Raw genomic sequence first — 20,844 nt, 5'->3', positions numbered from 1 at the left:
AATGGCGAACAGCCAGTCTAACCGATGTCGAACCCGGCGTCGCCGCGCAAGGCAAACGGCACGGCCCTGGCCCAGCGGTTCGACGACAGCGAAAACGCCAGCGACCTGACCTGGTGGTACCAGCCGGCCGGCACGTACAGCATGTCGCCCGCTTCGACCAGGCATTCGATCATGCTTGCTTGGCGCGCCAGCGGAAAGCGTTCGTAGTCGGGCGCTTCGGGATCGAACGGCGAGCCGAACAAAATCGCGTTCGCTTCGCGCGGATACAGGAATTCGTCATGATGCGGCGGCGACAAAATGATGCGCTTGCTGCCCCAGATCTGTGCGAACAGATTGTCGTCATAGTCGCAGTGCAGCGGCGTGACGGTGCCGGCCGGCCCCAGCCAGTAGCGCGGCGGGCCGATCTTGTCGAAATACGCGGGCCAGTGGCACAGGCTGTTCAGTTCGCGCAATTCCAGGTTGCCCAGGTAGGGCGGCAAGTCATGGCTACCCTGCGCCACCAGGTCCAGGTAGTCCAGCATCGACATGTCCTGCATCGCCCGGTCGGGCGCGAACGCGGTATTGATATAGTCGCCCACGCGCGCGCGCACCGGCAAATGGCTGTAGCGTTCGCGCAGGGTTTGCGGCGTCAGCTGGCACAAAGGCCAGCGTTTCACCACGCCCGTCATCAGGAACGGCAGGCCTTGCGCGGCCAGCGCGCGGAAACGGGCGGCGTCCAGCGGGCCAACGCGCGGCACGTCGGTAATCGCCGGCAAGGTGCGCGCGGCGCGCTTGATGGCCTCGCGCATGGCGTCGATGGACGGCACGCCACGCACCTGCGCGTCTTTCTGTTCGCGCGCCTGCTTTTTGGCCAGCATTGCTTCGGGGGTGGAGGGAATGGCACTGCGCGGTGGCAAGCGTTGCTGCAAATGCGTTTTTTCTGTCGACATATTCTTGAAAGGTGATTCAGGCCGGCCTCGCGGCCAGCATCTTTTGCAATACCGCATCGAGCTCGACAAAGTCGACCGGCTTGGTCAGGTGCAGGTCGAAGCCCGCGTCCGAGGCCAGCTGGCGGTCCTTGTCCTGGCCCCACCCGGTCACCGCCACCAGAATGGCGTCACGGCCGCAAGGCTGGCCGCGCAGATGGCGCGCCACCTCGTAGCCGTTCATCTGCGGCAGGCCGATATCGAGCAGCACCACATCGGGCGCGAAGGCGGCGGCCAGGGTGATGCCGGACGGGCCATCATAGACCGTGCCCACTTCGTAGCCGAGGATCTCGAGCGCCATCGCCAGCGTGTCGGCCGCGTCCGCATTGTCGTCGATCACGAGTACCTTGCCAACCCGCGTGCCTGCCTGCAACTGGCGGCTGACCGGCGGTTCGGCGGCGACCGGCGGCGCGGCCGGCAGCGGCAGGCGCAGTTCGAATGTGCTGCCCTGCCCCACGCCGGCGCTGCGCGCGCTCACGCTGCCGCCATGCAGCTGGGCAAGGCCACGCACCAGCGACAGGCCGATGCCGAGCCCGCCCTGGGCGCGCGACAGGGCCGGTTCCAGCTGCGAAAACATGTCGAACACCGTCAGCAGGTGCTCGGGCGCGATGCCAATGCCGGAATCGCGCACGGTAATCACGACTTCGCCGGCACTGCGCGCGACGCCGAGCCAGATATGGCCCCGGGCCGGCGTGTACTTGACGGCATTGGTCAGCAGGTTGGCGATCATCTGCGACAGCCGCGTGGGGTCGGCGTCGAGCCAGATGGGTTCGTCGGGCTGCTCCACCTGCACCGTATGGCCAGCCTTGTCCGCCAGGCTGGCCACGCTGTGCAGCGCCATGTCCAGCACCGGCGCCAGTTCCACGCTCTGGCGGCGCAATTCCATGCGGCCCTGGGTGATGCGCGACACTTCCATCAGGTCGTCGACCAGGTGGGTCATGTGGCTGACCTGGCGCCCCAGCACATCGCGCGCCCAGCGCAGCTGCGGGTCGTCGAGCTGCGCCAGGTTCAGCACTTCCAGCACATTGCGCATGGGCGCCAGCGGATTGCGCAACTCATGCGCCAGCGTGGCCAGGAATTCGTCCTTGCGCCGGTCGGCTTGCGCCAGCCGGGCATTGAGGGCGCTGGCGTCGCTGCGCGCCAGTTGCAGATGCTGCTCGTACTTGCGGCGGTCGGTGGCGACAAACACGGCGATTTCGTCATAGCGCACGCCGCCATGGTCGCGCCGCACGGCATTGAACAGCATCGGCAGCTTGTCGCCCTGGCGCTGGCGCACGTCGAGCAGCACTTCGGCCACGCTTCCCTGCATCTGCATCAGCGGGCGCCAGTGGGTCTGGTGGAACACGCGCCCGCCGATGCTCAAGAGGTCCTGCAGTTTTTTCTTGCTGACCAGTTCGTGTTCGGCATAGCCGAGCCAGCCGCAGAAGGTGGCGTTCGCCTTGAGAATAGTGCCGTCGTCGGCGCACAGCAGCAAGCCGCAGGCGGCGTGCTGGAACAGGGTCTCGGCGTCAGGCAGGAACGTCACGTTACGGCGCCGCTTCAGAGATGCAGGCCGTCGAGAAAGGCGCGGATCGGCGCATGGCAGGCTTGCGGCGCGCTCATGTGCGGGCAATGGCCCATGTTCTCGATCACCTGCAAGGTGCTGTGCGGCAGGTTGGCGCGCAGGTAGTCGCCGACCGGCATCGGCGCGATGAAGTCGTCATCGCATTGCACGATCAGGGCCGGCGTGGTGTTGCGCGGCAGGTCGGCGCGGTGGTCGGACAAGAAGGTGGTGCGCGCAAAATGCAGGGCGATGGTCGGGTCGGTACGGCAAAAGCTGTGCGCCAGTTCCTGGCCCAGCGCGGGCTGGCCTGGCGTGCCCATGATGACCGGCGCCATGGTGCTGGCCCAGCCCAGGTAGTTGCTGTCCATCGCGCCCAACAGGTCGTCGATATCGGCGCGCGAAAAGCCGCCGTAATAGCCTGCGTCGGGATCGTCGACATAACAGGGCGACGGCGCCAGCATGATCTGCGCGGCAAAATACCGCGGTTCGGCGATCGAAGCCAGCAAGGCTGTCATGGAACTGACGGAGTGGCCGATGCAGATCACCGGGCCATCGCCGACCGCCTTGATCACTTGCAGCAAATCGTCGGCGTGCGCGTGCAGGCTGGTGTAACTGTCGAAATCATAGGCGGACAGGTCCGAGCCGCCGCTGCCGACCAGGTCGAACAGCACCGTGCGGTAGCGATCGCGGAACATCGGCTCCAGGTAGCGCCACATGGTCTGGTCGCAGCCGAAGCCATGCGCAAAGACGATGGTGGCGATGGGGGCGCCATCTGCCGGGGTTGCGGGTTGGTTGATGCGGATATTGTTGCGCTGCTCGATATGCATGCCGGTCTCGCCTTATATTGACTGTAAAGAGGGCCATATCCTCGCTGGCATCTTAACATGGGGCCGCCCGTGGATGGCAATCCCGGGCAATGCCAAGCTTCCTTGCCAAACAAAGCGTCACAGCGGATAATGAGAACGATTCCCATTAATAATTTCACATGTGTTTGCTTGTGTGCGCTGGCACCGACACGCCCGTGTTTCTGAAGACTGCTATCGCATGCGCGCTTTCTGGACCGTTGTACACCGCTGGGCCGGCCTCACCGTCGCCCTGTTCCTGATCGTCGCCGGCCTGACCGGCGCCGTCACCTCGTGGGACCACGAGCTCGACGAATGGCTCAATGCCGACATCATGGAAACACCGGGCCGCGGCCCGCTGCAGCAGCCCTTCGTGCTGGCCGGAAAAGTGGCGGCCGCCGATCCGCGCGTGGAAGTCAATTACATCACTCTGGGCCTCGAAGAAGGCCATGCGGCGCAGTTCCTGGTGCGCCCCTTGACCGATCCGGCCACCGGCAAGCCCTTCGTGCTCGACTACAACACGGTGTACGTGGACCCCGTCACGGCGCAGATCACCGGCACCCGCGACTCGACCGCCATTTCCCTGTCGCGCCGCAGCCTGATGCCCTTCCTGCGCCACCTGCATTACAGCCTGCACGTACCGGCCTTCTGGGGCACGGACCGCTGGGGCTACTGGCTGATGGGCGCCGTCGCGCTGGTCTGGCTGCTCGACAGCGTGGTGGCGTTCTACCTCACCACGCCGCGCCGCCTGCGCGCCCGCGCGGCCGACGACACCGCGCCGCACCGCAGCCCCGCCACCTGGTGGCAGCGCTGGAAACCGTCCTGGCTGCTGCGCTGGGCAGCCGGCGGCTACAAGCTCAATTTCGACCTGCACCGCGCGGGCGGCCTGTGGGTCTGGGGCATCATCATCGTGGTGGCGTTCACCTCGTTCTCGCTGAACCTGTACCGCGAAGTGTTTTACCCGGTCATGTCGCTGGTCTCGAAAACCACGCCCGGCCCCTATGAAACCCAGACGCCGGCACCGTTCGGCACCTATGTCAGACCGGTGGTCGGCTTCGAGCAGGCGGTCGCGATTGCGAAAAAAGAAGCGGTGCAGCGCGGCATCACCTCGCCGATCGGCGGCATCTATTATGGCGGCGACTATTCCTTCTATAACGTGTCGTTTTTTGATCCGGCCGACGAATTCGGCACGGCCGGCATGGGCTTGTCCAACCTGTATGTCGATGGCATGAACGGCAGCATCATCGGCCAGCACAAGCCCTGGGAAGGCACGGCCGCCGACGTCTTCGTGCAGCTGCAGTTTCCGCTGCATTCGGGCCGCATCCTCGGCATGCCGGGACGTATCATGATGTCCTTCATGGGCGTGATGGTGGCCATGCTGTCGGTCACCGGCATCGTGATCTGGGAACGCAAGCGCCGCGCGCGCCGGCTGCAGGCGCACAAGCTGAAGGCGGTGCGGCCCTAGCTTTCGCTGGCCCAGCGCTGGCATCCTTCCAGGCTGCGCTCGCCATTGTCGCCCCACTCCTTCACGTCCAGCTTGCCAGCGAGTAACCCAAGCTGGGCCTGCAGTACCGGCTTGTCCCTGGCCCTGCAGGCAAAATAGGCGTAGCGATTGCGGCGCATCACGCTGTCCGGAAAGCGCGCCATGAGGTCATCAAAGCCCTGCTTCATGGTCGGCCAGTCGGCCAGGCTGGCGTCGAACAAGGCGTGTCCATACTGCTCCTTGGCCACCGTCGAATAGAGCCAGGCATACAGGCCGGTGCCGTATTGCGCCTGCGTTTGCGCGGTGGCATGGCGGATGTAGCGGTCCAGCGTTTTTGCATCGCCACCCCACTTCGGCAACAGCCTGCCGACGACCGAAAAATACAGAATCGCATCCCGCGGGTTTTGCTTCAAGCCATTTTCTGCAATCGCCTCCATCTGCTTCTGGCTAAGGCCATAAGCCTTGCCGATGTCCAGCAGGGTCAGATGCGCGTAACTGTCGTGCAAGGCCACGTCGGCATGGTCCTTCAGGTAATCCATCGCACTGCGCAGATAACGCTCGAACTCCCGCATCGCCTCGGGCGTCACGTCCCCGGCGTAGCCGTTGCCACGGTAAGACCAGGCATGCCTGAGCAACGCCCTGGCGTGCAGGGTGTGTGCAAGGGCCGATTGCGGGTGTTCCTTCGCCCATTGCAAGGTCAGTTCGTCCACTTCCCGCACATAGGGCTCGTTTGGCATGGCATTGTGATCGAACACCGCCGCCAGCCCTTCTCGGAACAGGTCGAGTTCCAGCTTGCCGTCGATGGTGTAGTTGCCACCTTGCCTGAGAGGCGCGTACTGCTTTTCCAGCGCCGCAAAGTCGCCAAGCCAGAACGCATCCCTCGCGCCATCGCGTACCGGCGACCCTTCAGGGGCAGCCAGGGCCGGTCCTGTCAGGGCCATGCTCAATGCGCCGGCCAGCAGGGCCAGGCCGACGCCGCGCGCGCCACGTGCCGGCTTGCTCATGGTTGCACTCCTCTGGACTTGGCGGCGGGTCCGTCTTTCGCCTGCTCGTTGAGATTCCACACCAGCTTGAAAGTGAAGTTGCCGCCATCGGCGACAGGCTTGTAGAATTGTTTGGTCATCGCAAAGTCGAGCACTGCGGCATCAAAAATCTGTTCAAACGCAACCGGACGCACATCGCGGATGCCGGGCACGATCACCTTGCGTGCCACCACGGCGGCCTGTTGCGGCAGCGCCGCGCCATCGAGGCGCACACGTACCGTGGTGGCACCGGTCACGCCGAAACGGCGCGCCAGCCGGGGATAGACGGGCCTGCCGCTCTCGGGCGGCTCATCGGCGGCTGGTGACTCGCCGTAACGGTCGACCAGTGTATTGAGAGTGGCATAGCGAAACGCGCTCAAGGCGTCGGCCGGCGTGACGCCCTGCCGCAGGCGCAGGCGCAACCACCACAGCTGCACGGCGCATTGGTCATCTTTGGACAGGCTGGCGTATGCGGTGCGACTGGACAGCAACTCACTGGCCAGCACCGGCGGCAGCGCCAGTGCCGGACGCGGCCCGCCATCCTGCCAGCGCTTGAGCAGCGCGCTGACCGCGTCCTGCGGCAGCGGATCGGGCAACGGCGGGGGCGCCGGACGGGCTTCGCCCCAGCGCGCCAGCAACTGGCCTTCGCTTGCCAGCGCGGCGTCGCGTTGCGCCGCCGGCATGGCCTGGATGCGCATGACGCGCCTGGAAAAATCGCTGTCTCCCCATGTGCCCGTGCTCTCGCACACGCCGGGCGAAGTCTTGAGTACCGCCAGCGTGGCCGCCTCGTAGGCCGCATCGCCGGCATCGAGCTGCCAAAGGGCAAGTTCATTGAGCAGGCGCGCCAGCACCGACGCATACAGCTCCTGTGCGGCACCGGTCTGGTCCAGGCTGCCGATGCGCGCGCCTTCCTCATCGAGCCAGCGCAGCAGCAATTTGTCGAGCCGGGCCAGATGGGTGCGCTTCAACTCGTCGGCCGCCGCGCGCAGGCCAGGATCGAGTGGCAATTCCTGGTTGAGCATGAAAGCATGCTGCACTTCGGCGCGCATGTCATTGAGCATGCCTTCATACATTTTATTGGCAGGCTGCGCGGCAACGGAAACACAACTCAGGGCGATGAGCAGCGGCAGCGCATGGCGCAAGGAAGTGGTTGACAATCTGCGTAATATCAAGAGGATCCCAGCCGGAGAAAAGATTGATCGAGGCTGCCATTGGCTGGCACGAGGCTGACTGACAGGCAGAAACAGAATATCAGTTTATTAATATTGAAAATACGCACATTCTCACGCCGCTAACGAAGAGCCGCAGTTGCGCCAGCGCCAGTCCAATAATTGACATTAAATGCAATTGACTTGCAACAATATTGCGCGCCAGCTATTATTGCAAAATAATTGCAATTGAGTTGCATTGAATCGGTGCTTCCGCCCCTGTCATGGGGCGCAACCGCTCCCCTCATCCATCACTATCCATTCAAAGTAAGCCATGCGCCTTCACGTCCTTGCAGCTGCCATCCTGTCCACTTTCCAATACGCTCATGCCTCGGAAGAAATCACCCTGCAGACCATCAATATCCAGGCCGAGCGGCCGTCAAACATCGACAGCGTGGTGGTGGTCGAAAACCAGCAGGCCCAAAACGGCACGCTGGGCGGCATGCTGGAACATGTCTCGGGCGTGCAAAGCAGCGCCTTCGGGCCGAATGCCGGCGCGCCGGTGATCCGCAGCCTGTCCGGCAACCGGGTGCAGATCCTGGAAGACGGCCAGTCGATACTGGGCATGAATGCGCTCAGCGGCGACATCAATATCCCCTTCGATCCCCTCTTCGTGCGCAGCGCCACCGTGAACAAATCGTCCGACAGCGTGCGCTTCGGCGGCAATGCGATCGGCGGCAGCGTCGATGTCGATTCCGGCCTCGTTTCCAGGAAGATGGAGGACCAGGAAAAAGAAGTGGAACTGGTGCTGCGCAAGGGATTCAACAACGCCGACGCCCAGGGCCTGCGCCTGAACTTCAACGATCAGAAGCACTTCTCGACGAATGTGCAGCTGTCGTTCCAGAAAATCTCGCATTACACTATTCCCGGCAACAGCAAGGCATCGGTGTGCAACAGCCAGCTGTTCCCGGCCAAGGGTGGCGTGAACACCTTCCTGGCCGACAGCTGCCAGAAGGAAGCGCGCATCCAGCAGGTCTATAACAAGTCCTCGCAGCCGTATATCGACCAGTTCATGACGGAAAATCCGGACTGGGCGGACGGTGATTTTTCCTTCTATACCAATAATCCGACCTCGGTCTGGCAGCGCAAGACGTATGTCAATCCCGTCAACCCGGCCTACGTTCCGGGCACGCCCACCACGGTGCAGAACAAGATCAACCGCGATGTGACGCCCGACTACCATGGCACCTTGGGCAACAGCTATTCCAGCAATGCCCACTTTGCGGTGGGCACGACCTACTTTTTCGACGGGGGCTACGTCGCGGCCAGTGTCGACAGCAAGGAAAGCAAGTACGGCGTGCCGGGCTTTTCCATGGAAAACCTGTCCTTCGGCTCCAACTATGCCGAGGGGATGCCGGTCGGCGTCGTGATCAGGCAGGATAAATATGCGCTGGAAGCCAAGCTGCTTGAGCCCGTGCCGTATGTTGAAAGCGCGCAATTGCGCGTCTCGCGCCTGAACAACGCGTCGGGCGAGCGCCTGGGCGCCACCAAGGCAAACGACTACCAGTTCGACACGAACCAGGCCGAGCTGCTGCTGGCGCAACGGCGCGCGGGGCCCTTGACCGGCATGCTTGGCGTGAACTATCAAGCCAGGGAGATCAGCGGCAGCGGCTCGCAGCTGTACCTGCCGGACGTGAACACGACCAGCAGCGCCCTGTTCGTCAAGCAGAACCTGGACTTCGCCTGGGCCTCGTTCGACGCCGGTTTCCGCCGTGAAAAAGTGGAACACGAAATAGAGAACAGTGGCTTCAAGACTTCGCGCAATGCGAAAAATTCCAGGCTCGAAGACCGGGACTTCAGTCTGAACAGCTACAACCTCGGTGCTTCAACCGAACTGGGCCGGCTGTTCGGCGCCAAACTGCGCTATTCATCGTCGCAGCGCGCGCCCGAGGTCAACGAGCTGTATGCCAGCAACCGCCACTACTCCATCATGACCCAGGAAGAAGGCGACCAGAACCTGAAGGCCGAGCGTGCCAAAACGACCGAGTTCACCATATTGTTCGGCAACCGCGGCTTCAAGGCGTCGGCCACCGCCTATAGCATGAAGTACGCGAACTACCTCTACCTGGGACACTCGGGCCTGCAAACCGCGAACCGCCTGCCGTTAAAGTACTGGAAGCAGACCGATACCACGGTCAAGGGCTTCGAGGTCGATGCATCGCAGGCGCTGGACCTGGGCGCCTGCGGCAAGCTGGCCCTCTCGGCATTTGCCGACCTGGTCAAGAACAAGGCGGACAATCCCGACTCGCTGCGCGCCCACAACGACGGCGAGTACCTGCCGAACATGCCCACCAACCGCTATGGCGCCAATCTGCTGTGGGAGAACCAGGACTGGAAGGCGAATCTGTCCGGCACCCGCTACGACAAGCAGAAATATATGGGCAAGAGCGTCAGCGACGAAGTGCCGCTCGACGGGTACACCATGGTCAACTTCCAGCTCAGCCGCGCCTTCCAGCTGCCCAATTCGAGCGTGAGGGAGATCGAGGTGTTTGTCAGCGCCTCCAACCTGCTCGATCAAGATGCGCGGCCACACAATTCGCCGCTGAAATACATCGCGCCCTTGCCGGGCCGGGGCTTCCAGCTGGGGGTGACGGGCAAGATTTAAGGCGCCGTTCTCTCTTGAACCATGGCTGATGAGACTGACGGGCACAGATGGCTGGTCAGTCACTTCGTGCCCCTTGCGCTTGGCGCGGCCGGTTCTGCTGCAGCCATGCCTTCGTATCGGTCGTTGGAATGCCGCGCGCTACGTTATAGGTGCTCGCCTTATCCCACCACATGCCGTCACCGAGTGCGAAGCCAAGCCGGTAGCGCGCCATACTGTCCTGCGGATGCCGTGCAAGTTCGGCAGCCAGCATGTCGATGGTCAGCAACTCCCTGTGGAAGCGACGTCCCGTGACCTCTTCGACCAGATCGGCGAGTGCGCGATAAGACAGCGTATCACTGGCGACATGGACTACCTTGTTCGCTATCCTGGGCGGCTCAAGCAGAATTTCAACCGTCAATCGGCCGATGTCCTCGGGTGTCGTCACGGTTACCCTGGTGTCCCAGCTTCCCAAGCCTCGCACGATCCCGGCGTCCATATCGACCAGTCCGAAAGCCGGCTGGAACAGGAAACTGGTAAACATCCCTGTCGATACGATCACCCACTCGGTCCGCGTCTGCGCCCGCAGCAATGCCCTTACGTCATATTGCTCGTCGAAGACAGGCTGGCCGCTTCCCTTGCCGACAATGTCGTAGTCGACCCCGAACTGCCAGGGAAAATACCGTGCCACGCCGGCGCGTAACGCTGCATTGGTCAGTCTGATTTGCGTTCCCGGCCCCGCGACAAATCCCGTGCAATTGATCACGGTGTGAAACCGGCTCAAAAGCGCCAGCAAATCGTCATCGGAGCACGCGGCAAGATCGAAAGGCAGCAGGTGCACATGCGCAGCGCGCAGGTCGTCGTAATTCCGGGCCTGCTCCGGACTCGGTGTGTCGAGGGAACGCGGCGACACCAATACCGTCAACGAGTCAGTTGTATCTGTTCGGCGCAGCATAAGCTGGCGCAATACGGCCATGCCAAGTTCGCCGGCACCGAGGACCAGCATGTTGTCGAGTTCAATATGTTCCAGCTTGTTATTCACGAAGTTCCTGTCCGGAGAGTTGAGTGTGGCGTGAGTATAAGAAGCGTACCCAAAACACATAAGTCCCCACGTCATGCTCTTTGAATTGCAAAAAATGGGATAATCAGCACCTCTTCAGTTTTGCCAGGATATGGTGTGGACAGGATACGCTCGATGCAGGTTTTTTCACGTGTCGTTGAAGCAGGCAGTTTTGCCGGCGCAGCAAAGACACTGTCGATCCCGCGCTCGACCATCAGCCGATCCGTCCAGGAGCTGGAAAAGGCACTTGGCGTGAATCTGTTGCAGCGTACGACACGCAGCTTGCGCCTGACATCCAATGGCAGCTTCTACTACCAGCACTGTCAGCAGATACTGCTGGAAATTGAAAGCGTCGAGGCGGCATTGTCCGACAGCGCAAGTCAGCCACGCGGCCGGCTGCGCGTTGACATGACATCGTCGTTTGCCCGGGCAGTGGTGTTACCTGCAATCGACGGCTTTCTTGAACGTTATCCTGAGCTCGACATTGTTCTCACCCTCGGCGACCGTCCTGTGGACATCATTCAGGAGGGTCTCGACTGCGTGGTGCGCTCAGGTACGCCACAGTCATCGGCGCTGCTGGTGGCCAGGAATATCGGAAGCTTCGAGTGGATCACCTGCGCCTCACCCGGCTACCTGAAGCGTCACGGTGTTCCGCTCTCTTTGGACGACCTCGCAAACCATCGCGTCGTGGAATTTCATTCAGGACGTACCGGACGCGCGATGGACTGGCGGTTCACGGCCGCCGAAGCGGAACAGACGATCAGCACACGGGGCAGAATTGCCGTCAATGACACCGATGCCTATATCAGCTGCGCACTGGAGGGGCTTGGGCTGATTCGCATCGCAAATTTCCTCGCTACGCCGTACCTGCGCGGTGGAAGCCTTGTCAGGGTGCTTGCGGAGCAACGTGGGCCGGAAGTGCCCCTGTCCGTGCTGTACCCTCGCAACCGGCACCTTTCTCCTTCCGTGCGCGCTTTTGTGGACTGGATGGCGGGGCTGCTGGGCGGCGCACCGCTGCCAGCGGCTGGACCTGCGGGTGGAAAGGCCCTTCTGGAACAAGCACCTGCGATCAAATCCGGTGTGGATTGTTAACCAGCGCCAGCAAGTTCTCTATGCGATTGCCATCGCAGCTCACCGCCACCCCCTCGCCAAACTCGGGCCCAGTCAGCCGCGTCAGGACGCTGCCGGGCGGCATTTCCACGGCGAGGCGCGCCCCCCTCTCCCAGGCCAGGCGTACCGTATCGGCCCAATGCACGCGCCGCGCCATGTTCGATGCCAGGCTGTCGCGGATGCGCTCCGGATCGAACAGGGTGCGCGCCGCGCTGCTGCTCAAATACGCCAGCTGCGGCCGGCGCAGCGTCACCTGGTCGAAAGCGGCGCGCAATTGCTGCGCGGCGCCATCGAACAGCGGGCTATGCGAGGGCACGCTGACGGCCAGCCGTTCGGCCTTGCTGGCGCCGTGAAGCAAGGCCAGGGCCATGACGGCCTGCAAACCGGCGTCGCTGCCGGCAATGGCGATCTGGCGCCGCGCGTTCAGGTTGGCGATATACACGGGCGTGGCCGCCGTGTGGACCCGGGCCACCAGGGGGTCGAGCTGTGCGCTGTCGAGGCCGATGATCGCCGCCATGCCATGGCCGCTGGGGTAGGCTTCCTCCATCAACTGACCACGCCGCGCCACCAGCTGCACGGCGTCGGCAAAATCGAGGGCGCCGGCCACCACCGCCGCCGGATACTCGCCGATGGAAAAGCCGGCCACCATGTCCGGCAGCGCCCCCCGCGCAGCCAGCGAGCGCGCCATGGCCACCCCGGCGATCAGCAGGCACAGTTGCACCGCCCGCGTCGAAGCCAACGCCGCTGGCGTATCGAGCAGCAGGGGATCATGTTTCAGCACATCGGCCGCTTCCGCCACAGTGGCGGCCACCGCCGCATCGCCGGGCAGCGCATGCAGCATGCCCGGGCGCTGGGCGCCCTGCCCCGGAAAGGTAAACAGCACGCTCATGCAGGCTCCCATGGCGTGGCCGTCAGCAGCGGCCCCCGGTCGGTTTTCAACAGGATGCTCGAACGCCCTGCCGCCCATTCGGCATACGCGAATCCGCCATGGCCGGTATCGATCTGCAGGTCGAGCCGGCAATGCGTGACGGCGGCGGCGATGGCGCGCAGGGCCTGCGTCTGCCCCGCATCGGGTGGCACACCGATGCGCAGCACCAGGTCCAGGTCGCTGTCGACGTGCAGCACGGGCAGGCCGCTGGCCAGCGCGAAGCCGGCGCCGCCGGTCGGCCCCCAGGCCCAGCCGGTGGCGTCCAGCAGCGGCGCCACCGTGCGCAAGGCGGCCAGCGCGGCGTATTGAGTGGCATCGGGCGGCATGGCGGCGACGCGGGCCGACAGCATCTCGGGTGTCACGCGGCGCAGCACAGTGGTCACGTCGATCTCGCAAGCATGGCGCTCGCTGCGCGCCGGGCCGCGCAAGCCCACCGGCAGGCGGCCCGGCGCGGTCGTGGCGCGGCGCACCACCAGCGGCGCCTGCCCCAGCCAGGCGGCGCTCGCCCAGGCGGGCAGCGCCTCGGCGGCCGGCATGGCGTCCAGCCATAGCAGATCATGGGCCCGGTAACCGTGCATCAGGCCACCACCGCCTTGACGGCAAAGAACAGCAGCGAGGGTCCCAGCAGGCAGCCCAGGCCGGTATGAAACGTCGCCACCAGCGCGCCATACGGCACCAGCCGGCGGTCGGTGGCGGCCAGGCCGGCCGAGACGCCGGAAACAGTGCCGGCCAGGCCGCCGAACACCATCGCCGAGCGCGGCGTTTTCAAGCGCAGGAAGCGCGCGGCGGCCGGCGTGCCGACCATCACCAGGATGGCCTTGATCAGGCCCGCAGCGATGCTGAGCGCCATCACGTCGGAACTGGCGCCGATGGCTGCTCCCGTGACGGGGCCGACGATATAGGTGACGGCACCGGCGCCAATGGTGGTCATGCTGACGGCATCCGAATACCCAAACGCATAGGCCACGCCGGCGCCGACCAGGAAAGGCAGCACCACGCCCAGCAGCAGCGCCACCACGCCGATCAGGCCCGCCTTGCGCGCCTCGGTGGCCTGTACTTCGAAGGCGGTGGCGACGATGGCGAAGTCGCGCAGCATGGCGCCGCCCATCAAGCCGATGCCGCCGAACAGCGACAGGTCGGCCAGGCCCTTGTGGCCGCCGCTATGCACGCCGCCCCAGTAGGCCAGCCCCAGGCCGATCACGATGGCGATCGCCGAGCCATGCACGCGGCCCATGGTCAGGTATTTGGACAGCGCCACCGACAGCAGCATGATCAGGCCGACGAAAGCGAAAGCGGTCACCAGGCCGTTATGGATGGCGGCTTTTTCAAAGATCTCAAGCATGACGCACCTCCTTGGACATGGCTGCTTCGGCGGCAGCGACGGCAGCCGGATTTTCGGCACGGTTGATCAGCGAAATCACGCCGGCGCAGATGATGACCGAGCCGATGGCGGCCAGCAGGGCGACGGGTCCGCCGCGCAGCGCCGCCACCACATCCTGCTGGGCCGCCATGGCGACCACCACCGGAATATACATGGCGCCCCAGTATTCGACGCCGCGCTCGGTCATCTGCGGCATCCACTCGCGCCGCTGCATGTAGAGCCGCGCGCAGATCAGCAGCAGCATGGCTATGCCGACCCCGCCGACATTGGTTTTCACGCCCATCAGCTGCCCGAGCAGGTCGCCCAGGAAGATGCCGAGCAAATGGCACAAGGCCAGTAATGCGGTTCCGTAAATGATCATGGTACTGTCTCCGTTATGGGAATGGAATGACTTATGCGTCTTCTCTTTTCTTCACCTGCACTTACCACTGCTGTTTCAATACCTCCCTGACCCTGGCCGAAGCCTGGCGGTGCGGCGCGCCCAACCGGCTGGCCAGGCCCCGCTCGGGGTCAAGACGGATATCGGCCAGCGCCGCCCTCAGGCTGGCCGCCACCTGCGCCACGTCTTCGCCAGACGGTGCATCGGGCCGCGCCACCGTCAAGGTCCGCCACAACAGGCCCAGGCTCGCGTAATTGCCGATGTCATAGGCCATCGGCGGTATCGTCGCCGCCAGCGCTTCGAGCGCTTCCACCGTGCGCAAGGTGATGCGCGCCGCCGAGGCCTTGCCCATGGCATGCACCATCACCTGCCGATCGTCGAGCGCGATCAGGCGGTTGGCCTGGTAGCCGTGCGCCAGGAAGGCGCCCGACATGGCCTTGCCGACGATCAGGCCGATGACAGGGTGGCCAGCCAGCCGCGCTTTGGCATACGCCCCCGCCGCGCCGGCCAGCGCCTGGTGGATGCCATAGGCTTCCTCGCGCCGGCCATAGGCCTGGCTGGCGACGTCGATCACGGCCACGATCGGCCGTTTCACCGGCAGCGCGCGGTCCTCCGCCACTGCCTGTTGCACCGCGCGCGCCAGCTGCCAGCCTTCGACCAGGCCGATCTCGCCGGTGCGTGCGCGCGCAAAACGGTTGTCGGGGTCAGGCAGCACGGCGATATAGCGGGCAGTGCTCTCCGCCAGCGGCGCGTCGACCACCCGCACCGACGGCGGATAATCGCCCAGCGGCGTGGCGTGGCCGGTCAAGGCGGCCAGCCAGATGGCGCCTCGGCTGGTATCTGTTGTTTGGTTCATGATGCGGCTCCTTCGCTGTAGATGGTGCGCACGGCGCCTGGCGTGGCTTGCACGGTGGCGTCGACCTTGGCCAGGCGCGCCAGGAAATGCCCGGCCTGGTCGCTGCGGTGCTGTTGGGGCACGCCGCGTACAAACAGTTCGGCCACCGTGGCGCGAATCTGCGCCGTGTCGTCCTCGACGTAAGCGTCGGCCAGGCCGGTATGAAAACGCTGCTCGCCGCCCGTCAGGCTCCAGATAAACGGTTTGTTGCGCGAGTCGAATTCGTCCACGCCGGCCTCCTGCTCGATCACCGCCGGGCCGTTCAGGCCCAGTCGCGCTTCGCGCGTCACCACCAGATAGCTGCACAGGCCCGCCGCGATCGACATGCCGCCGTAACAGCCGACCGTGCCGGCGGTAATGCCGATCACCGGCTGGTAGCGCCGCAGGTCGACGATGGCCGCCTGGATTTCGGCAATCGCCGCCAGGCCCAGGTTGGCTTCCTGCAGGCGCACGCCGCCCGTTTCGAACAAGATCACGGCGCGCGTAGCAATACCATTGCGGTTGTCGCGCGCCGCCAGTTCCAGCGCGCCGGCGATCTTCGCGCCACCGACTTCGCCCATGCTGCCGCCCTGGTAGCCGCCTTCGATCGCCAGCACCACCGCCGGCTGGCCGTCAAACAGGCCCTTGGCCACCACCACGCCATCATCGGCCTGGGCCGTCACGCCCTGCTGCGGCAGCCACGGCGAGCCGATGCCGCAGAACGGGTCCAGCAGTTCACGCATGCTGCCCGCATCCAGCAAGGCCCTGGCCCGGCTGCGCGCACCGCGTTCGATAAAACTGTCGCGCTGCAAAAGTTCCTGGATGGTGCTCATGCTGGCCTCCCCGCCTGAAGTTCTTCGTATGCCTGCTCGATCCGCATGCGCACCACGCCCGGCGTGGCGCCGCAGTCGTTGATGACGATGCTGGCCGCCGGCAGCAGTTCGCCCGTAAACACGCGCGCCAGCAGCGCGTCCCACACGGCCCCCTTGCCGTCGACCGAGGTGTTGACGACGATGCGCGTCACGCCATCGTCTCCCGGCTGCAGCAGCACTTCCAGGTCGCCCGAGCCGACCACGCCGGCCAGCGCGCGCCCTGTTGCGGGCCGCCCGGCGGGAAATGTATAGTCACGCTTTTCCATGCTGTTCTCCTTCTTCCAGGCTATCGAGGAACAGGGTCGCCGCTAGCAGGTCGGCCGCGCCGCCCGGCGAGACATTCAGTTCCAGCATCGTCGCTTCCAGCGCCAGCAGCGCCTGGGTGCCCTGTCGCGTGCCGGCGCCGCCAGCGGCCAGCACCTGGCTTGCTCCGGCCTGCACCGCCAGCAAAGCGTCCACGCCACCGCGCGACAGCACGCAGGTGTCGTCCAGGCTGGCGACCATGGCCAGCAAGGCGTTCAGCCGCGCCGTGGTGTCGTTGTCGCCGCGTGCCCGCGCAGCGCGCAGGGTTGGCAAAGCCACGTCAAGCACATGCGGAAAACCGGCCAGCGCCTGGCCGCGCGCACCACCGACGTGATACCGGCGGCAAGCCAGCTGGCCCTTGTTGCCGGTATCAAGCGGTGCACTGCGGTCCGTCAGGCGCGCCAGGGCGCCGGCCCGCGCCGCCACCGCCGTTGGTACCAAAGGGTCACCGCGCTCCTGCAATTGCGCCGCCGCCGTCACCAGCAGGCCCAGCGCCCAGATCGCGCCGCGATGGGTATTGACGCCGCCGGTGGCCGCCATCATCACCGCTTCGCCCTCGCGGCCAATGGCGCCGATACGCTGGCGCAGCGCATCGTCGTCGCTGCTGTCCGCACCGGCATCGGCCATGGCCTGGAATACCGGCTGCAGCGCGCAGGCCGAATGGCACATCAAAGCCCAGTTCAAATCCGTGTGCGCGCCACGGCTGCGCAGGTCGACCAGGCCCGGTTTGGGCGTCAGCGTCACTTCGTCGAGCAGCGCCTGCAGCACCTGGCGCGCCAGCGCCGTGGTTTTCGTTGTCATCATGGTGTTCATTACCAGCTCCTGAATTTGGCGGGCGGTTGATACAGGCCGTCGGACCATTCGACCAGGTCGGCGATGCTTTTCGCCGCCAGCAGCGAGCGGCTTGCCTCGCCGCGCTGCACGCCGATATCCTCGGGCAGCGCGATCAGGCCGTCGCTGCGCAATCTGGCGGTGGTCTTCGGGTCGTGGCGCAGGCCGATCGGCGTGACACCAGCCACCGCCGCCAGCATGGCCTTGCGTTCATCGAGCGAACGCGCCTTGTACAGGTAGGCGATGCCCTCCTCGGTCAGCACGTGGGTCACGTCGTCGCCATAGATCATCACGGGCGCCAGCGGCATGCCGCTGGCCTTGCCGACCGCCACCGCATCGAGCGATTCGACGATGGTCGGCTGGCCGCCGTCCTGGAAGGTCTCCACCATCTGCACCACCAGCTTCCTGCCGCGCGCCAGCGGATCGTCGGTCTCGATCAGGTCCAGCCAGGCGGGGGTCGGATGGCGCCGGCCGTGCGGATCGTGGCCCATGTTCGGCGCGCCGCCAAAACCGGCCAGCCGGCCATTGGTAACGGTGGACGAGTTGCTAAGGCCATCCATCTGCAGGGTGGCGCCGATAAACAGGTCGACCGCATACTGGCCGGCCAGCTGGCACAGCGCGCGGTTCGAGCGCATCGAGCCGTCGCGGCCCGTAAAGAACACATCGGGCCGCGCCGCCGCATAGCCTTCCATGCCCAGTTCGGCGCCGAAGCAGTGCACGCTCTCGACCCAGCCCGTCTCGATGGCGGGGATCAGGGTCGGATGCGGGTTGAGCACCCAGTTGCGGCAGATCTTGCCCTTCAGGCCCAACTGCTCGCCATAGGTCGGCAGTATCAGTTCGATGGCGGCCGTATTGAAACCGATGCCGTGGTTCAGCGACTGCACCTGGTGCTTTTCGTAGACGCCCCGGATCGCCATCATCGCCATCAGCACATGCACCGGCTTGATCACGCGCGGGTCGCGGGTAAACAAGGGTTCGATAAAAAACGGCTTGTCCGCTTCCACCACGAAGTCGATCCACGACCCCGGCACGTCGACACGCGGCAAATCGCTCACATCGTCGACGATCTGGTTCACCTGGGCGATCACGATGCCGTCGCGGAAGGCGGCCGATTCGACCAGCGTGGGCGTGTCTTCCGTGCTGGGGCCCGTGTACAGATTGCCCTGGCGGTCGGCCATATAGCCGGCCACCATCACCACGTTTGGCGTCAGATCGACAAACAGGCGCGCATACAGTTCGATATAGGTGTGGATGGCGCCCACTTCCAGCAAACCGTCCTGCAGGAACTGGGCGATGCGCAGGCTTTGCGTGCCGGCGAACGAGAAATCGAGCTTGCGGGCGATGCCGCGTTCGAACAGGTCCAGGTGCTCGGGCAGGCTGACGCTGGGCATGATCAGGTGCAGATGGTTGATCTTGTCCGGATTGACCTTGGCCAGCATGCGCGCCAAAAAATCCGCCTGCTTCTGGTTATTGCCTTCCAAAACGACGCGGTCGCCGGGCGCCAGCAGCGCTTCCAGTACGGCGACCATATCGCCCTTTTGCAGCACGGGTCCATCGGCGAACTGGCGCACGGCATCGAGCCGGCGCCGCTTCTCGGTGCGGCGCGTGTCCCAGCGCTTGCCTCCCTCTTTGCGCTGCGGTGGCGCTTGGGTGGTGGTGGACATCTTGTCTCCCCTTGTCGACTATCGAGCTTCCACGATAAGGGAAAGGTGCCAACGCTTCAATCAACCTGCTACCATGTTCATTACTCTCAGGTTAATGAACTAACGATATTCACGGTGATCCATGGCCATCAATGAAGAAATCACGCTGAAAAAGCTCGAAGTGTTCCTGAGCTTTATGGAGCTGAATAATTTATCGCGCGTCGCCGACGCGCTGGGCCAGAGCACCGTCAGCGTGCACCGCGCCCTGCACAGCCTGGAAGACGGCCTGCGCTGCCCCCTGTTCAAGCGCGAAGGCCGCAGCCTGATCCCGCTGCACGCGGCCTACACCTTCGCCGAATCGGCGCGCCGCGCGCTGGCCGAGTGCGAAGAAGGCGTGCGCAAGGTGCGCGAAATGTCGGGCATCAACCCGGTCCGCCTGAAGATCGGTTCGCTGTATTCCTTGACCCTGCACTGCATCCCGCAATTGGTGATCGCCCTGAAACTGCGCCGCCCCGGCCTCGATATCGATTTGACACTGGGGTCGAACCGCGAACTGCTGCAAAGCCTGGCGGACGGTCGGCTGGACGCCATCATTATCGGCGTGCAGGAAGAGGAACATCATGCGGGCCTGGTGTCGGTGCCGCTGTTCCAGGATGATGTGTATCTGGCCGCGCCATTGCATTCACCGTACGCGGGACAGACGTCCCTCGACCTGCAGGCGCTGCGCAATGAAAAATTCGTTACCCTCAACGAAGGCTTCGTCACCTCGCAAAGCTTCAGCCATGCGTTTGAGCTGGCTGGCTTTGTACCGGACACCACGATGCGCGTGGGCGATATCTTTTCGCTAATTAATCTCGTCAGCGGCGGCATCGGCTACAGCCTGCTGCCGGGACGCGTACGCGCCTTCAGCTCGCGCATCGAATTGCTGCCGCTTGATGAGCGCTACAGTTCGCACCAGCAAATCACTTTGTTGATGCTGAATAGCCGGGAGCGCGATGCGAATTTGCTGGCGTTGGCGGCGGAGTGCAGGTTGTATGGGCGGGGTAGCCAAAGCGTCAACAGCTCGTCGCGATAGCAGGCTACATATTGAAATAATAAGATAGTAAAAAATCCTGACTATGTCGCCAGCGGGCAATCGGTAGAGAAGTGCTTCGTGTCCTATTGTCTGACGTGGAAATTTTAACTATGCCGCAGCAAACTGGAGTTAAAATCAGGAAATAAATAGCACTGAGAGAAATTTCGTTCAGTCTGCCGCATACCGCCTCCTATCTTTTATTCCAATCAAAAAGATGACGCATTTACTGAAAAGACATTATGTTTACACCAGAAGATGTTCGCCAAGCTTTCCCTGCTGGTGTTTTTGAAAAACCTGCCGACCCCACAATGATAGCCAAGGCAGAGAACTTACTCGGACACCGATTGCCCGAGCAGCTCAAGAAGCTTTTCTTCGATTTTAATGGTTTTCTAGGGCCGACCGCTGCCAGCTTTCTTTTTCCCATTCTTGACCGCCCCCGACCCGGTGCAGAATCACTCGTCACCTTTACACAATTCTTTCGTAGTGAAGATTATTTTCCTGACTGGCTAAAACAAGCCGTTGCCATAGGCGGTAACGGCACGGGAACCACTTGGTTTATACTTCTGGATGCGAATGAAAGCGTTGTGCAATGGGACGCCGAGTGGGAAGAATATGAACCGATCGAAGGAAATCTGCTTGACGCCTGGATGGCCGAGAAGAAGCTTTACGACGTTAATCAATTTGATATCAAAATTGAATAACTGTTATGGATCAAACTGCAGCTGGAACTTGAGACCGCCCTCG

The 20,844-nt window shown here is 63.7% G+C and carries 20 protein-coding genes; 5 read left to right on the top strand and 15 right to left on the bottom strand.

The window, feature by feature from the left end; genetic code table 11:
* Nucleotides 1–17: 17 nt before the first annotated feature.
* From ACP7B7_RS16850 to ACP7B7_RS16840, 3 genes are read right to left on the bottom strand one after another with little or no spacing between them, the layout of a single operon-like run.
* Nucleotides 18–929 (bottom strand): cupin-like domain-containing protein, encoded by a 912-nt coding sequence (locus ACP7B7_RS16850; RefSeq protein WP_426077399.1) that lies wholly within the window; start codon nt 927–929, stop codon nt 18–20.
* 16 nt (nt 930–945) lie between these two features.
* Nucleotides 946–2,490, bottom strand: coding sequence for an ATP-binding protein (locus ACP7B7_RS16845; RefSeq protein WP_426077398.1), 1,545 nt, complete (start codon nt 2,488–2,490; stop codon nt 946–948).
* Between the two features lie 14 nt (nt 2,491–2,504).
* Nucleotides 2,505–3,335: an alpha/beta fold hydrolase gene (locus ACP7B7_RS16840; RefSeq protein ID WP_426077397.1), complete on the bottom strand. Its 831-nt coding sequence runs from the start codon at nt 3,333–3,335 to the stop codon at nt 2,505–2,507.
* A 217-nt stretch (nt 3,336–3,552) separates the two neighbouring features.
* Between ACP7B7_RS16840 and ACP7B7_RS16835 the strand changes: the two genes are divergently transcribed.
* On the top strand, nt 3,553–4,815 hold the full coding sequence (locus tag ACP7B7_RS16835) for a PepSY-associated TM helix domain-containing protein (RefSeq protein WP_426077396.1): 1,263 nt from the start codon (nt 3,553–3,555) through the stop codon (nt 4,813–4,815).
* On the opposite strand, the gene ACP7B7_RS16830 is transcribed toward ACP7B7_RS16835, so the two are convergent.
* Nucleotides 4,812–5,837, bottom strand: coding sequence for a DUF4034 domain-containing protein (locus ACP7B7_RS16830; RefSeq protein ID WP_426077395.1), 1,026 nt, complete (start codon nt 5,835–5,837; stop codon nt 4,812–4,814). The two genes, ACP7B7_RS16835 and ACP7B7_RS16830, sit on opposite strands and share 4 nt — an antisense overlap.
* On the bottom strand, nt 5,834–7,012 hold the full coding sequence (locus ACP7B7_RS16825; RefSeq protein ID WP_426077394.1) for a hypothetical protein: 1,179 nt from the start codon (nt 7,010–7,012) through the stop codon (nt 5,834–5,836). Before ACP7B7_RS16825 ends, ACP7B7_RS16830 begins: the two co-directional genes overlap by 4 nt.
* A 325-nt stretch (nt 7,013–7,337) precedes the next feature.
* Between ACP7B7_RS16825 and ACP7B7_RS16820 the strand changes: the two genes are divergently transcribed.
* Nucleotides 7,338–9,668, top strand: a complete 2,331-nt coding sequence (locus tag ACP7B7_RS16820) for a TonB-dependent receptor (protein ID WP_426077393.1) — start codon at nt 7,338–7,340, stop codon at nt 9,666–9,668.
* 55 nt (nt 9,669–9,723) lie between these two features.
* On the opposite strand, the gene ACP7B7_RS16815 is transcribed toward ACP7B7_RS16820, so the two are convergent.
* Complete coding sequence (locus ACP7B7_RS16815; RefSeq protein ID WP_426077392.1) at nt 9,724–10,686, bottom strand: aromatic alcohol reductase; 963 nt, start codon at nt 10,684–10,686, stop codon at nt 9,724–9,726.
* Between the two features lie 153 nt (nt 10,687–10,839).
* Between ACP7B7_RS16815 and ACP7B7_RS16810 the strand changes: the two genes are divergently transcribed.
* A complete protein-coding gene (locus ACP7B7_RS16810; protein ID WP_426077391.1) occupies nt 10,840–11,796 on the top strand; it encodes a LysR substrate-binding domain-containing protein in 957 nt (318 codons plus the stop codon).
* Here ACP7B7_RS16810 and mdcH read toward each other — a convergent pair.
* The 9 genes from mdcH to mdcA form a co-directional block, all read right to left on the bottom strand.
* Nucleotides 11,774–12,703: a malonate decarboxylase subunit epsilon gene (gene mdcH / locus ACP7B7_RS16805; RefSeq protein WP_426077390.1), complete on the bottom strand. Its 930-nt coding sequence runs from the start codon at nt 12,701–12,703 to the stop codon at nt 11,774–11,776. The genes ACP7B7_RS16810 and mdcH overlap by 23 nt on opposite strands.
* A complete protein-coding gene (locus ACP7B7_RS16800; protein ID WP_426077389.1) occupies nt 12,700–13,320 on the bottom strand; it encodes a malonate decarboxylase holo-ACP synthase in 621 nt (206 codons plus the stop codon). Before ACP7B7_RS16800 ends, mdcH begins: the two co-directional genes overlap by 4 nt.
* Nucleotides 13,320–14,084, bottom strand: coding sequence for a malonate transporter subunit MadM (madM, locus tag ACP7B7_RS16795; RefSeq protein ID WP_426077388.1), 765 nt, complete (start codon nt 14,082–14,084; stop codon nt 13,320–13,322). Before madM ends, ACP7B7_RS16800 begins: the two co-directional genes overlap by 1 nt.
* Complete coding sequence (madL, locus tag ACP7B7_RS16790; protein ID WP_308920958.1) at nt 14,077–14,484, bottom strand: malonate transporter subunit MadL; 408 nt, start codon at nt 14,482–14,484, stop codon at nt 14,077–14,079. Before madL ends, madM begins: the two co-directional genes overlap by 8 nt.
* Before the next feature lie 61 nt (nt 14,485–14,545).
* On the bottom strand, nt 14,546–15,358 hold the full coding sequence (gene mdcE, locus ACP7B7_RS16785; protein WP_426077387.1) for a biotin-independent malonate decarboxylase subunit gamma: 813 nt from the start codon (nt 15,356–15,358) through the stop codon (nt 14,546–14,548).
* Entirely contained in the window at nt 15,355–16,209 is an 855-nt protein-coding gene (locus ACP7B7_RS16780; protein WP_426077386.1) for a biotin-independent malonate decarboxylase subunit beta, read from the bottom strand. Before ACP7B7_RS16780 ends, mdcE begins: the two co-directional genes overlap by 4 nt.
* Entirely contained in the window at nt 16,206–16,514 is a 309-nt protein-coding gene (locus tag ACP7B7_RS16775; protein ID WP_308920955.1) for a malonate decarboxylase subunit delta, read from the bottom strand. Before ACP7B7_RS16775 ends, ACP7B7_RS16780 begins: the two co-directional genes overlap by 4 nt.
* Nucleotides 16,501–17,364, bottom strand: coding sequence for a triphosphoribosyl-dephospho-CoA synthase (locus tag ACP7B7_RS16770; protein ID WP_308920954.1), 864 nt, complete (start codon nt 17,362–17,364; stop codon nt 16,501–16,503). The genes ACP7B7_RS16775 and ACP7B7_RS16770 overlap by 14 nt, the downstream gene beginning before the upstream one ends.
* Nucleotides 17,364–19,046, bottom strand: a complete 1,683-nt coding sequence (gene mdcA, locus ACP7B7_RS16765; protein ID WP_426077385.1) for a malonate decarboxylase subunit alpha — start codon at nt 19,044–19,046, stop codon at nt 17,364–17,366. Before mdcA ends, ACP7B7_RS16770 begins: the two co-directional genes overlap by 1 nt.
* Nucleotides 19,047–19,167: 121 nt before the next feature.
* On the opposite strand from mdcA, the gene ACP7B7_RS16760 reads away from it, so the two are divergent.
* Nucleotides 19,168–20,100, top strand: coding sequence for a LysR family transcriptional regulator (locus ACP7B7_RS16760; RefSeq protein ID WP_308920952.1), 933 nt, complete (start codon nt 19,168–19,170; stop codon nt 20,098–20,100).
* Between the two features lie 239 nt (nt 20,101–20,339).
* Complete coding sequence (locus ACP7B7_RS16755) at nt 20,340–20,801, top strand: SMI1/KNR4 family protein (RefSeq protein ID WP_308920951.1); 462 nt, start codon at nt 20,340–20,342, stop codon at nt 20,799–20,801.
* Nucleotides 20,802–20,844 lie beyond the last annotated feature (43 nt).

This window comes from Janthinobacterium sp. PSPC3-1, assembly GCF_049896105.1.
Taxonomy (GTDB): Bacteria; Pseudomonadota; Gammaproteobacteria; order Burkholderiales; family Burkholderiaceae_D; genus Janthinobacterium.
The sequence above is the reverse complement of the archived record's forward strand: the minus strand, read 5'-3'. Positions and strand labels throughout refer to the sequence as shown.